General features: G+C 56.9%; 9 protein-coding genes and 3 pseudogenes. 7 read left to right on the top strand and 5 right to left on the bottom strand.

Annotated elements, in window-relative coordinates; all coding sequences use genetic code 11:
• Positions 1-35 precede the first annotated feature (35 nt).
• Genes HW561_RS12855 through HW561_RS12845 form a run of 3 tightly spaced genes read left to right on the top strand, consistent with a single transcriptional unit; the run spans position 36 to position 3194 of the window.
• Positions 36-1310: a phosphotriesterase family protein gene (locus tag HW561_RS12855; protein WP_176865354.1), complete on the top strand. Its 1275-nt coding sequence runs from the start codon at positions 36-38 to the stop codon at positions 1308-1310.
• Entirely contained in the window at positions 1310-2320 is a 1011-nt protein-coding gene (locus HW561_RS12850) for an alpha/beta hydrolase fold domain-containing protein (protein ID WP_176865352.1), read from the top strand. Before HW561_RS12855 ends, HW561_RS12850 begins: the two co-directional genes overlap by 1 nt.
• A 37-nt stretch (positions 2321-2357) precedes the next feature.
• Complete coding sequence (locus tag HW561_RS12845; RefSeq protein ID WP_176865350.1) at positions 2358-3194, top strand: hypothetical protein; 837 nt, start codon at positions 2358-2360, stop codon at positions 3192-3194.
• Positions 3195-3209: 15 nt separating this feature from the next.
• Here the strand turns inward: HW561_RS12845 and HW561_RS12840 are convergent, their stop codons facing one another.
• Both HW561_RS12840 and HW561_RS12835 read right to left on the bottom strand, forming a co-directional pair.
• The gene (locus HW561_RS12840; protein WP_176865348.1) at positions 3210-4109 is read right to left on the bottom strand and encodes an AraC family transcriptional regulator; all 900 of its coding nucleotides are present in this window, start codon (positions 4107-4109) and stop codon (positions 3210-3212) included.
• Between the two features lie 167 nt (positions 4110-4276).
• Positions 4277-5551 (bottom strand): carbohydrate porin, encoded by a 1275-nt coding sequence (locus tag HW561_RS12835; protein ID WP_176865346.1) that lies wholly within the window; start codon positions 5549-5551, stop codon positions 4277-4279.
• Between the two features lie 311 nt (positions 5552-5862).
• Between HW561_RS12835 and HW561_RS12830 the strand changes: the two genes are divergently transcribed.
• The 3 genes from HW561_RS12830 (at position 5863) to HW561_RS12820 (ending at position 9855) form a co-directional block, all read left to right on the top strand.
• Entirely contained in the window at positions 5863-6810 is a 948-nt protein-coding gene (locus tag HW561_RS12830; protein ID WP_176865344.1) for a cation transporter, read from the top strand.
• Positions 6807-7937 carry a BamA/TamA family outer membrane protein gene (locus HW561_RS12825; protein WP_176865342.1) on the top strand — a complete coding sequence of 377 codons (1131 nt, stop codon included), beginning with the start codon at positions 6807-6809 and terminating at the stop codon, positions 7935-7937. Before HW561_RS12830 ends, HW561_RS12825 begins: the two co-directional genes overlap by 4 nt.
• 118 nt (positions 7938-8055) lie before the next feature.
• The gene (locus HW561_RS12820; RefSeq protein WP_176865340.1) at positions 8056-9855 is read left to right on the top strand and encodes a N,N-dimethylformamidase beta subunit family domain-containing protein; all 1800 of its coding nucleotides are present in this window, start codon (positions 8056-8058) and stop codon (positions 9853-9855) included.
• A 123-nt stretch (positions 9856-9978) separates the two neighbouring features.
• On the opposite strand, the pseudogene HW561_RS12815 reads toward HW561_RS12820, so the two are convergent.
• Both HW561_RS12815 and HW561_RS12810 read right to left on the bottom strand, forming a co-directional pair.
• Positions 9979-10428, bottom strand: a pseudogene (locus HW561_RS12815) (ISKra4 family transposase); the annotation flags it as partial.
• Between the two features lie 72 nt (positions 10429-10500).
• Positions 10501-11294: pseudogene (locus HW561_RS12810) on the bottom strand (IS5 family transposase).
• A 78-nt stretch (positions 11295-11372) separates the two neighbouring features.
• On the opposite strand from HW561_RS12810, the pseudogene HW561_RS24380 reads away from it, so the two are divergent.
• Positions 11373-12313: pseudogene (locus tag HW561_RS24380) on the top strand (IS110 family RNA-guided transposase); the annotation flags it as partial.
• Between the two features lie 486 nt (positions 12314-12799).
• Here the strand turns inward: HW561_RS24380 and HW561_RS12800 are convergent.
• Positions 12800-13702 (bottom strand): LysR family transcriptional regulator, encoded by a 903-nt coding sequence (locus HW561_RS12800; protein ID WP_176865338.1) that lies wholly within the window; start codon positions 13700-13702, stop codon positions 12800-12802.
• Positions 13703-13749: the final 47 nt, after the last annotated feature.

Below are 13749 nucleotides of genomic sequence, written 5' to 3'. Positions count from 1 at the left end.
CGGGGCCGCGCATTCATGAAACAAAGGATCTGACGATGACCACTTACAACAAATCTCGCCGTGAATTTCTGGAACTTGCCGCAGGTGTCGGCGCTGCCGCCCTGACCGCCAGCGCAACCCCGGTTCTGGCTGCAGGCGATCCTGCAAACGGCACTGTGATGACCGTGCGCGGGCCCGTGCCCGCCAAAGATCTGGGCTTTACGCTCATGCACGAGCATATCTATTCGGATTTCACCGGCTACTACTACGAGACCAAGCCCGATTTCGACAAAATCGACAAGGTCAAGTATTTCGCCGCCGACCCGGAAGAGCCGGTGCAGATGAAGCATCTGGGCTATATGAATATGGGCGGCTACGCCTTCATGCGCGATGCCTGGTCCCTGCGCGACCGGCAGGTGATGATCGACGAGCTGAACTATTACAAACAGGTGGGCGGTCAGACGATCCTTGAGGTTTCGCCCTGGGGCAAGAACCAGGGGCCGGAATATCATCTGGTTCTGAAAGACCTCAGCGAACAGACCGGCGTGAACCTGATCTGTTCGACCGGGCTTTATGGCGGTGACGGCACATTCTGGTATGACGAAGCCCTTGAGATGAGTACCGATGAGTTGACCAAGACGTTTCTGGGCCATGTGAACGAAGGGTTCGGCACGTCGGGGGTGAAGGCGGGACATCTGAAAACCGCTCCGAACTACTGGGACGAAAACGAACAGCGTGCCGCGCAGGCGATCATCAACGCGCAAAAGGAATGCGGGCTGCCTTACACGATCCACCACGGGTCGAAATTCGATCAGCCCAAGGCCGAAGAGGTCCATCGTGATCTCAAGACAATGGGGGCCACGCCAGAACGCACTGTCTTTGCTCACATGCAGTCCTTCGTCACCAACGACAACCTGCGCAATCAGGTGACAAACCCCGAGGGTCGCTTTGTCGTCGATCTGGATTTCTTCAAGGGTATTCTGGATCAGGGCTATACGCTCAGCTTTGATACATTCGGCACCTGGGTGGGCTTCGAGATTTTCGAATTCCTGCTGGACGGTGACGTGCCCAACGCGTTCGAGGGCAATGGCGGTCAAAGCGATGTCGAGGTCATGGCGATGGTCTATTTCCTGGTCCAGCAGGGCTATTCCAAGCAGATCGTCCTGAGCCAGGATTGTTATGCCAAGAACCACCTGCGCACCTTTGGCGGGGTCGGCTATACTCGGATTTCCAACTACGTCGTGCCGCTCTTGCGCAACGTCGGTGTCGGCGAGGACGCGATTTCCGACATGGTGGTCAACACGCCCGCGGGCATGTTGTCGAAAATCTGATGCGAAGGGTTGGTCATACCGCGGTGTCACTGGTGATGGCATTGGGGGCGGCAACATCGGTTGCCGCGCTGGATGTCACGCCGCCGACGACGATCAGCGCGCAGGCGGCAGCGGAATTGCAGGCGCTTGACCCAAGTCGCGATCCGACGTTGGGCGGGCTGAGCTATGCGGACGCGTTTCAAGCTTTATCCGAAGGCACCGCAGAGGCCGTCGCCGCGGCACTTCAGCAATTCCCGGCCACGGTTGAAACAAGCACAATCGATGGGGCGGATCATCTGCTGATCACACCGGCCGATCTGAACCCTGCGCTGAAGGATCACTTGTTAATCCACGTGCATGGCGGCGCGCATGTGTTTTTCTCGCCCGAATCTGCGCAAACCAGCTCTCTGGCAGCAGCACAGGCGGTTGGGGTGCGTATCCTCTCGGTGCGCTATCCCCTTGCGTGGCAGGCCCCGTTTCCCGCGTCGCGTGACCGTGTGATGGCCGTTTACCGAGAGCTGCTGACCGAATACCCCTCGGACCAGTTGGCCTTTTACGGTGACAGCGCGGGGGGTGGTCTGATCCTGTCGACCCTACAACAGCTTCAGGCAGAGGGGCTCGACATGCCCGCAGCCGCAGCGCTGTTGTCGCCCTGGACCGATGTGTCCGGGGCCGGGGACAGTTACACGGTGATGTCCGGACAGGATCCGATCATCGACTATCCGATCAGCCTTGCGGCAGCTGCCAGAGAGTATGTGGGCGATCTGACTTTGAATGACCCCGGACCGTCTCCGATTTACGGGCCCATCAAGCCCGGTCTGCCACCCATCCTTCTGACCACCGGAACGCGCGACCTGTTTCTGAGCGATGCGGCAAGGCTGCAGCGCAGGCTGCTGGACGCGCAGGTCCCGGTTGACCTGATCGTCTATGAAGGCATGTGGCACGTGTTCCAGACCTCAACGGCTTTACCTGAATCCGGTGTTGCCTGGGCGGATATGGCCGGGTTCCTGCGCAAAGCGTGGGCTCGTTGACGCCTTCAACCATTTTCTCAAATACCGAGCTCAATTCATGAAACTGTCTAAACTTCTAACCCTTCCCTTGGCTGCGCTTTGCGCTTTGGGCATCGTGCCCTCAATCGCTTTTGCCGACGGTGGCTGTGACCAACAATGCCAGCTTGCGCGCAAGGCACAGGACCCGCTGGCCAGCATTCGGGCAGTGGTGTTGGATAATACCGTAGGTTTTGACAATGACCGAGACCCGCAGAGTTATGCGGCACAGATTCAGCCGGTCTACTCGGTGCCTACAGAAGGGCGCTTTAACGTCATACTGCGCGGAATCGTACCTGTTGTCGGGGTCCGGGACGGAGTCGTCCTTCCGCCTTTAGGGCCCGAGCCTCGGGGGCAGTCAAGTTACAGCACTGGTCTCAGCGACAGCATCGTTCAGGCCTTTTTCTCTCCGAAATCAGATCGCGATCTGAAATTCGGCATCGGCCCGCAAGTCTCTCTCCGTACCAGAACGCGCGACGATTTGGCGGGGCCGGGCTGGGGCGGCGGTATAAGTGCCGTGGCGACCGGCTTTTCCGGGCGATGGAGCTATGCCACGATTGTCGGTCAGCATTGGGGGCAGGACGATTACAGCGTTGCCACCATCAATCCGGTAATGATCTACAATAGCGACCTGCTGGGCGGCAGCTATTTTGGCTATTCGAACTCCCTCACGTATGACTGGGAGGCTTCATCCGGCAATCGTTGGCAGATCCCTCTGGGACTGACAGCTGGCAAGACCTTTCCCCGTGACAATGGATCTGCCATTGATCTGAGCATGGGCTACTACAAAATGGTAGAGCGGCCAGAGGGCGGTCTTGAAAGCCAGTTCAAATTTGCTGTCACGCTCATATGGCCCTAGGAGGTCATGACGACCTTAGCTGCTGATCGATCGTCTCAAAGTCTGTTTGGGTAACTCGCCAAACTGCTTGTGATAATACTGCGCCGCGCGCCCGAAATGCTGAAACCCGGCACCCAACGCTGCATCGGCGATGCCTGTATGATCGCCGGTCAGCAAGGCCTCGCGGAACATATGCAGCCGGACCAGCCGCAGGTAACCTTGCGGTCCCATCCCATAAAGTTCCTTGAAGGATCGGTGCAATGTACGGCGGGGCACGTCGATGGCGTCTGCCAGATTATCGATGGCAACACTTTCACACCACCCCTGTCGGGCGGCGAATTCCTCGGCTTTGCTCATGATACCATATTGGCGCGAGGGGCGGGTATGTGTCGGCCGCATCAGCATTGCCAGAAACCTGGACATAACCTGTATGCACGCTGCTCGTTGCTCCGATTGGCAGAGATTTGCCTGCTCCTGTCGTTTGGTCAGGGCACCGCACAGGTCAACAAAGGCGCGGAGTTCGGACGGGTCACACTGCCACAAGCCGGGTTCCAACCCGATCAAGCCGGCCGCGTGGGCCGGATGCCAGTCAATTTCGATTGTCAGTACAACACATCGCGCCGGAAGAACCATGTCATGATCAGCATCCCCGAATACAAGCGCAAGGTCACCGTTGACCTCACATCCCTTCCAAAGCACCGGACTGGATGAACTCAGAACAACACCGGCGAAAAAGCCCTTTTTTCTAAGCTGCTGAAAACTGCGCAACGGTTTTGCCATTGTCTCATACCGAATGGCCAAACCTGGATAGATCGCTTCAGTGGCGCGATACCCCAACGATCCGACGTCCAGTTGAATAAGCTCGAAGTCCCAATCCGGAGTCGGATCAAAGACGGCTTCAACTTCATTGACTGTATATTGCCAGTGAATGTCCAAAGTTGCGTACCAAATTGGTTTTCGTTTGAGTACCTTAGCGGTCCTCGTAACATTAATTTCAATCTATGTTAATGATCAGTTTACAATGTCGTGATTGCGCCGACGTTACGTCAGGTCACAGTCAACAAGCGAATTTACAGACGCTTCGGCCCGCCGAGCGGTGATACTCAGATAGAAATCGTCAGGCGAAAACTGACAACGGCTTCTATCCCATCCTCATTGCGATCCGAGTGCCGCCAAAGCTGGATATCCGGGGTGAATTGTACGCTATTGGTCAGCTGAAGACGCCAGAACAGCTCGGTCCCGTATTCGTCGCGCCTGTTGCTGTCGTTGGGTTTCGCCCAAAACGCGCCGATACCGATGGCATCCGTCTCATATCCATACACATTGTCAAAAACCAAACCGCCACTGACAATACGGCGAATGTCATTTCGGTTGCCGTCATTCGTGCCCGCACGCAGGGCAAGCGTTTTTCCTTCGCCCATTGCCTGTTCCGCGCTGAAAGACCAACTTTCGCTGCGGGATGGGCCGGTGCCCGGCAGGTCGATATGCGTATAGGTCAACCGGTAGTGCCCTTGACCAAGCGTAGGGATATCCGGCGTCCATCCCAGCTCGGCCACAGTCAGCCAATCTCCGTCAAACGCGCCAAAATCGGGATATTCGCCTTTTGCATTTGCCTGTGTCACGACTCCGCCGACATAAAACTGGGCGGATGGCGTCACCCATATTCCGATACCAAGACCGGCATCCCCCTCGGGCAGGACATGCGCGGGATTGTTGGATAGCGGTTCAGCCATAAATGATAGGCGATCATTGCCCAGCGTATCGTTTTCATCGACGAGCGCTGGCAGGAATAGCTGGCCAACTGTAATGTCCAACGCGTCGTCAAAGAACAGCGACTCCCACGACAGTTGCGACACCGAGGTAAACGCTCCTTCGACATTGGCATCGCTGGGCCCCAGCAAAGTGCCGCGTGCGGAGTTGAACTGGGTCGTATTGGTCGACAGAAAGTTATCCCGTCGGCGATAAGCGAAAAAGTCCAGCGACCCTTTGTATGCAACGGTCTCGACCGCTCCGTCCCAGCGCAGGAACACATCGACAGCATCATTCAAGGTCCGCCCATTTGTACCGCCCCGGCTGCTCTGATGTAGGATCGGGGAATATTGCAGGCCGAAGCTGAGGCCATATTGGTCCTCCCACCGGGTGCGGGTATCGTTGAAGGGCTGTAGCAGTTTTTGAATCGGCCCGACGCCGAAGCGGGTCCGGAACCCGCCCTCACGGGTGGCGTCAAGTAGGGCGACATTCTGTTCGACATTGCCGAACTGGACCGACGCGCCAATCGCGGTCGACGTCGTGCGATCCGGGCTGTTTTGAGCCGCGGCCCCGTTTGTCATACCCAAGGCCGCAACAGACAGCAGAGGGCCAAGAATGTAGTTGCGCATATTCAGTACAAACCGGTTTCCATGGGGGTCCCTTAAAAACCGCAGGGCCGGGGACGATCCGCCGGACCTTACGTCCGACCGAAACGCACAAAAAAGCCGATTCCTGCCAATCCAAGAGACCAAGGACAGGTCCGAGCGCCTTTCTCTTCGATTGATATATGTGCAACCCGTGCGCAACGCCCCGGGATTTCCAGAGTTGGCAGAAAATGGCTTTTTCAGATCGAATAGGTTCCGCATTAGCTGATATTGTCTCTCCGCAACCAAGACAATAAATGCAGGACCCGAACCCAATGCCTTCCCCGATACCTCTAATGTCGCCGGACAAAACCCGGATCCTGGAACGTCGCGCGATGATCATGGGAATGGCTGGCAACCTGATCATGTGCGGCATGGGTATTTATGCTGGGTATCTGTCGCAGTCGCAGGCCATCCAACTGGACGGGTTGTTTTCCCTGATTGGTTTCGCGGCGGCTTTTCTGGGTCTGCGCGTTGTGCAACGGATTGCGCGCCAGCCTGACAAGTTCCGCCCCTATGGCTATGCCGCAGATGAGGCGATCTTTGTTACCTTTCGGGCGCTGACCCTGTTCGGGCTGGTGCTTTTCGCAATGGTAAACGCCGTTCTGAGCATCCTCGGGTATCTCGGCGGGGAGCCGCAACCCGAGCTGAACTTTGGACCTATGCTGCCATATTTTGTTGCGGTTGGAGTGCTTTGTCTGGCCCTTTCGGGGTTCCACTGGTGGAGTTGGGTGCGGACGGGCCGTAAAAGTGGCTTGTTGAAGCTCGAGGCACAGGCCGCCGCATTTGACGGGTTGGTCACCGCGGCCGCTGGGGTTGGCCTTCTGGGGATCGGCTACTTAAGCGACGGGGTTTTGGCGCCCATCGCCCCTATCGGAGATTCATTGGTTGTTCTGATCCTTTGCATCACAGTTCTCGCGCAGTATTTCCGGGATTTTCTGGCCGGGCTGGCCGAACTCGCCGGTGTCACGGCACAACCGCAAGATCTTGCCAGCGCGCGGCGCGCTATTCGCGGTTCACTGCAAAAGGACGGTGGGATTCTACGCGACCTGACACTCACCAAAACCGGTCGGTCCTATCTGGCCATTGCATATTACGGTCCGGCGCGGCCTGTTCGCGCCAAAGAAATGGATCAATTGACCAAAACGCTGAACGCAGATGTTGCGGTCATCCTGACAGGGGCCGAATTGTGTCTGGTTGTGACGCAAACGGATCGCGCAGCGCAGATGCAGGGGGCAACATGACAAAGCTTAAGAAAATGGCTCCGTTCTCAACATCGCTCTGTGCCCTGACCTTTCTGTCTGTGCTGCCGGGCACTGCAATGGCGGGTTCGGTGACCATCGAACCGGGCGTCGAGCCGTTCGATACGGCGCAGGAAGAAGAGGCCGTCGGTTTTCGCAACGGATCGCTGGTTGCGGTTCCAATCCCAACCTCGGACCCGACGCTCGGGTCGGGCCTGACTGTTGTCGCCGGGTACCTGTTTACATTGGACGCAGGATCCAAGCCCTCGGGCATCGGCGTGGCGGCCTTGCGCACCAGCAACGGTAGCGAAGCCTATGGGTTGGCCGCAAATTTTGCCTTCAACAATAACCGTTGGCAGATCGAGACGTTGTTTGCGGATGCCAACATCAACTATGACCTGTTCACGACCTTGGGGGAATTGCCGGTTCGACAGGACGGTCGCATCATCCGCGCCGAGCTGTCCTATGGCATTACCCCGGATTTTTCGATCGGTTTTGCAACACGCTATCTGGATACGTCCATCTCTCCTGGCGGGTCGGGATTTCAGATCCCACCCCCCTTCGATCAGTTCCTGAACATGAAGATCATCTCGCCTGCGTTGGTCGCGGATTGGGACCGGCGTGACGATACGATCTATCCAACCAAGGGCTTCAACCTCAAGGCGCAGGTTTCGCACAGTTATACGCTTGAGGGCCTGACCGGCGACTACTCCAAGGGGTTCGTGAACTATAGCCACTACTTCAACCCGATCACAAACGGGGTCATTGCTGCACGCGCTTCGACCTGCGTGGCCAGCGATGATACCCCCTTCTTTGACCAATGTTCACTGGGCGCAACGGACGCGTTCCGAGGCTTTCCGGTCACGCAGTTCCTGAACTTGCGCTCGGTCTCGTTGCAGGTGGAATACCGGCACCGTCTGACCAACCGCTTCGGAGCCGTCGCGTTTGCCGGAGCGGGCCAGTCCGGGGACAGCTTTTCAAACTTGTCAACAGGCGGCACCCATTCTGCGGCCGGTTTGGGTGCGCGCTATCGGGTGTCCAAGAAATTCCCGGTTGATCTGTCTGTCGACTGGGCACGCAATAATGACAGCGAAGATCAACTCTACATCTATGTCGGTCAACGGTTCTAAATAGCTCAACTTTTTGACGCGGTTCTGCACCTTTTGGCAGAAACCGGCTTTTTTTGGGGATGGTGTGATCCGTACGGTCCGCCCACTTGCCATTTGCGCCAAAGGAAAGAGTTTGAGTATGAGCGACAAGCCAAACCACGACCAGCCAGAACACAAAGCCCGTCCGGACGCGCTCGAAAACCCCACCCGCCGCAATGTATTGGCCACGGGTATCGCTGCAGGGGCTGCGTTGCCGCTGGCCGCCCATGCAGCACAGAATGTCGGGTTGACCGATCCTGCGCCCTTGTCTTCAGGCCCCTCGACCATGCGTCTGCCACAGGGCTGGCGGGCGTTCGAACTGGCGTATTACGAGATGTCGGCCAATGATCCGGGGTTTCTGGAAATCTACGGCTATTGCGACACCCAAAGCTATGCGTCCGGCGACACGGTCAAACTGCATTTGACCACCACCGGCGAGACCTTTGACTATACCGTTTGGCGCGATGGCCCGACCCGAGAGGTCGTCGTTGAAAAAACCGGCGTCAAGGGCGTGTTCACGGAAACCCCTCTGAATGCCTATGAGGTCGGCTGTGGCTGGCCGGTGCTGGCAGAAATCCCGATCGAGGACGAATGGCGTTCAGGTGTTTACATCATCGAATTCCGCACCCGCAATGGCGACCAGGAACAGATCAGCGAGGCTGGGTTCGTTCTGCGCGGCGCCAAAAAGACCAAGATCGCCTATATGCTGACCACATGTACAGCGACTTCCTATAACGCCTGGGGCGGTGCGAACCACTATATGGGCATCCACGGCGATGACGGTGTTGGCCCCAGCCCCCGCCTGTCGCTAAACCGCCCATTTGAGCGCGGCTTCTGGGCAGCACCGGACAATTTCAACTATCTGAGCACCAAGCCCGAGCAGTACCGGTACAAGCACGAACGCCACTACACGGCGCAGCCGACAGGCGGCTATGCGCTGATGATGGGATATGGATGGGGCGCGAACTCGGCCGGTTGGGCGGTCGACAACAAGCCCTTTGCCGTCTGGATGGAAGAAAACGGGTATGAGGTCGAATATATTGACCAGTACGATCTGGGGAACATACCAGGCGTATTGGACGGGTATGATTGCCTGGTTATCTCGGGTCACGACGAATACTGGTCCTGGGATCAGCGCGACGCCGTCGACACGTGGGTCGAACAGGGTGGCAAGCTGGCGCGATTTGCCGCCAACATGCTCTGGCAGGTGCGGGTCGAGGATCAGGGGCGCACGCAAGTGTGTTACAAATTTGGCTCAGACGACAATGATCCGGTGCGCAATGACCCCGCCAAAAAGCACTTGCTGACCAATATATGGGAGCATAAGAGCGTATCCCGACCCGCCGCCCAGACCTTTGGCGTTACGGGGTTGCAGGGTATCTATGCAACCTATGACGGTGGCTCGCCGCGCTCGAATGGCGGGTTCATGGTCTATCGCCCGGGGCATTGGATTTTCGAAGATACCGGCCTGATGTATGGCGACTCTTTCGGGGATGAAGAAGGCATCGTGGGATACGAGACCGACTCGGTCGGCTATATCACCGAACATGGTCTGCCCTATCCCACGGACCTGCATTCACCGCTGGATGGCACCGAAATTCTGGCCCTGACCCCCGGCGCCGTCGATCAGATCACCGAAGGCGGCCCCGGCAGCGCACTGGTCTCGCAATTTCTGGCCAAAGACGCCTTTGCCACGAAATGGGCGCAGCTGATTGAGGGCAAGGATGACGAGGATACGGTGAAAAAATACCGCTATGGCTCATCCCAGATCGTTGTCGCCCCGAAAGGCAAGGGCGAGGTCTTCTGTGCCGGCACTATCTATTGGTTCTTAGGCCTCAAATGGAAGGATCGTACAACTCAGCAGATCACCCACAACGTTCTCAGACATTATTCTTCCTGAATAAATAGGAGTGCAGATGGGCTGGCTTGGCCCACATTGAAATGGCTTTACGATCGCCAACGATTCTTGCAGCGTCGCCAAGATGCAGGAACTTGCGTCTGGGGAGTGGAAAGAACCTGGGGATCAAGCCGCTCGGAGTAGACCTTCGCCAAGCCTTCCATCCAAAACTGCGGCCCTTACCGTTGCCACCCGATGCGCGCCTTGCGGGGACCAACGCATCCGGCGCTTCTTGCCCATCCGGGCGTTCGCGACATCATTGACCAGCCCTTCTGCTCGTGATGTCGAGATTGCCTTCTCGTTACGACGCCGGCGACCATAATCGACGAGTGCAGCACGATTGTACTCCAGGTAGGTGCGCAGCTCCATTGCTCGTGCAACCGCTGAAAAGGCCGCTTCATTCGTTCGGCCAATTGTTTCGCGGCGCACGCGCATACCAAATCTGAACAGGGTTTCAATCGTATCAAGTGCCCGATCCGCTTGCCCGTGCCATATGCGCCATCGAAGGCTTTGTGCCAATGGCTCAAGTTCTGGAACCTCGACCCCTTCCAGCAAAGAAAGCAGAGTTTGAAAGGTTCTGTTGCAGAGTTTAGAGGGCGACGAGCTATTTCAGTGATCGCTTCGGAGTTAGGTTCCAGACTCATTGATTTACAGCCAGAATAGGACCGTTGCAGCGAGAGCGATGGCCGAGAGGAATACCTTTGGGCATCTGTCATATCGGGTGGCGACGCGCCGCCAATCCTTCAGGCGTCCGAACATGATCTCAATGCGGTTGCGTCGTTTGTAGCGGCGCTTGTCGTATCGGACAGGCTTGTCGCGTGACTTTCGACCTGGGGTACAGGGCTTTATTCCCCTGTCATTAAGGGCTTCGCGGAACCAACCTGCGTCATAACCTCGATCTCCCAGCAGCCAGTCAGCCGGTGGCAGACTGTTCACCAGAGCCCTGGCGCCCGTGTAATCGCTCACCTGCCCAGCGGAAATGAAGAAGTGGATGGGGCGTCCCAGACTGTCAGTAACGGCGTGCAGTTTCGTATTCATGCCACCCTTGGTGCGCCCTCCCTCTCATCGCTGCTAGCAGCAACTGCGGGCAGTGATCAGCCTGCCACGCCCCCCTTTTTCAACCGGAGGCTGGAGGCCGTACGGTGCGCTTTGAGGTAGGTTGCATCGATCATGATGGTCTTATGCTCAGTTCCTTCCGCAGCCAGCCCGGTCATGATCCGAGCGAATACACCCATATCGCTCCATCGTTTCCAGCGATTGTACAGCGTCTTTGACGGCCCATATTCACGCAGCGCATCGGACCAACGTAACCCATTGCGGTTGATGAAAATAATTCCACTCAGCACTCGACGATCATCAACTCTCGGCTTGCCATGGCTCTTTGGAAAATAAGGCTGAAGCCGCGCCATCTGCTCGTCGGTCAGCCAGAATAGATTGCTCATGTTATACCCCAGAAACTCACGGGTATGAATCACGCAGCCGAGATGACGGCAACCAAATTAATAGGTCCAGAACCTAGCTTCTTTGAGACGCTTCCACCGTGCAGGGTTGGCATGGAAGCCTGCGGCTCGTCCCATCACTGGGGTCGGCAGCTGCGCAAATTGTGGCACGACGTGAAGCTCATGCCCGCCGGATACTTCAAACCCTACGTGAAGCGCGGCAAGAGCGACGCTGTTGATGCCGAGGCAATCTGTGAAGCGGTCCGTCGACCAACTATGCGGTTTGTCGAGATCAAGACGGAAAAGCAGCAAGCCATTCTCTCAATCCACCGGACTCGAGATCTGGCCGTCCGGCAGCGCACCCAACTGGCCAATATGATCCGCAGTCTTTTGCGCGAGTTTGGGTACATTTTGCCCATTGGGATCGAAGCAGTGACGGCTTTTGCAAAGCGTCACCTTGATGGTGACCAACCAGAGATGCCGGAGATCGCGAATGGCATGCTAGGCATACAATGCTACCAGTTCATCGGCTTGAACGCGCGCATCTACGGCTATTCGAAGATGATTGAGCAACATGTCCTGCTGAATGCGGACGCACGCCGATTAACGCGCATGCATTCGCCATTGTGCTTGAACCAATGGCGCACAAATGGCTCATCATCGGGCCGATCACGGCGTCAGCGATTGTCGCAACGATCGGTGATGCAAAACAGTTCCGGACCGGGCGCGATCTGGCGGCCTGGCTCGGACTGACCCCACTCAACAAGTCCAGCGGTGGCAAGGAACGTCTGGGCAAGATCACGAAGCAGGGTGATCGCTACATTCGCAAGCTGTTGGTCGTAGGCATGACATCGCGCGCTGTCATGGCGAAACGTTCGCCAGAGAAGGTCGATCTGTGGACGGCGAAGATCATCGCAGACAAACCATTCCGATTGGCAACAACCGCCATGGCCAACAAGGCCGCTCGGGCCATCTGGGCGATGCTCACGAAGAAGCAAGAATATCGGCAGCCTGCGTTCTAACCGCGCCGACTGCCCACGAGATGCAAGACGTTGACGTGATGATGCGGAATTAAGTCAACCAAGAGCAAGGACACTCCGGGAATGGCAGCGACCCTCAGAGGTCGATAACCCGATTGGAACCTCGCTCGCGGGATTCATCAAGGCCAGTGGCGACAATGCCGCCACACAAACAGGCCGGACAGACGAAGGTGCTGGCGAAAATACCCGCAAATATCACCAAAAAACCCTTGCAATGCAGGAGCCACCCACAGAGGTCATTGCTATTTTGTGCTGCGTGCGCTCGCAGCTAAGGTTTTTCTGCACACGCGCAAATTCTTGTGTTGCAGCGCGGCGGTGATTCCGGCCATTCGCGCATCGCGCAGCATTTTTTGAAGTGGGAATTTACAGGCTGCGGGACAAACTTGCCGTTGATCACGCACCAGGCAGTGGCAGGTATTGATGCTTCGCAGCCTTTTCTCAAAAGAAATCAGCTAAACGTCCCGCTTCTTACCCAGACCGCCTGAGCCATTCCAGAAACTCGACTGCAAGAGACGTCCTGGGCTGATCCTTGCGGATATAAGAGTGCAGGTAGTCTTTTAGTTTCATCCCTGTTGTGCCCACCCTGACAAGAGTACCACTGGTCAGGCGCGACGAGACGCTGTTCTGCCACCCCAAGGCAATCCCATCGCCATTCTCGGCTGCGTGCAGAAGTGTGGGGTAGCGTGTGAATTTAATCTGCTTGCGGGGTAGTTTGACGTCGCAGCCCAGCCAGCCGAGGTAATCTTCCCAACTGGTCCAGTGTCTGCCGGGTTGCTCAAAATGCAGCAAAGACACAGTCGCCAGATGGTCAGGGTCGACGATGCTGGGGTGCTGTGTCAGAAAACCGGGGCTGCAAACCGGGAACACTTCGTCGTCGGCAATCACGTGGGTTTCATAGCTCGTAGGCCAGACCGGGCCAGCTTGAAACGCGATATGGAACCGGGATTGCACCTCTTCGATCGGTTTGCCGGTTGATATCAGCTTCAGTTCGACTTCCGGGTGCAGATCAAGAAACCGGCGCAATCTGGGAAGCAGATAGCTACTGTCGATACTCTGATCCGAATAGACCACAAACTCATTCCTGGCCTGGCTCAGCGCGCGGGTTTCTTCGACCGCACCCAGCATCATTTGCAGGGCGGGACGAACCGACTTCAAGAACAGTTCGCCGGATCTGGTCAGGGATACTTCATGCCTGCCCCGGCGGAACAAGGACGCGGACAGTCGTTTCTCCAGCTCGCGGATCTGACGGCTGATTGCGGCCTGAGACATGTGCAGCTCTTCGCTGGCGCGGGTGAAATTTCCCAGCCGCGCCGCTGCCTCAAAGGCAATCAACTGGCCAATCGGGGGAAGGTTCCTACGAAACTCAGACATAACCAAACTGCATTTCTAAGCTCACGTTTTTTTCTTCAGACTCAAAC

Origin of the sequence: Ruegeria haliotis (genome assembly GCF_013377785.1) — a bacterium.
In the GTDB taxonomy this organism is placed as follows: domain Bacteria; phylum Pseudomonadota; class Alphaproteobacteria; order Rhodobacterales; family Rhodobacteraceae; genus Ruegeria; species Ruegeria haliotis.
Note: the sequence above shows the minus strand (reverse complement) of the source record. Positions and strands in the feature narration are given on the sequence as shown.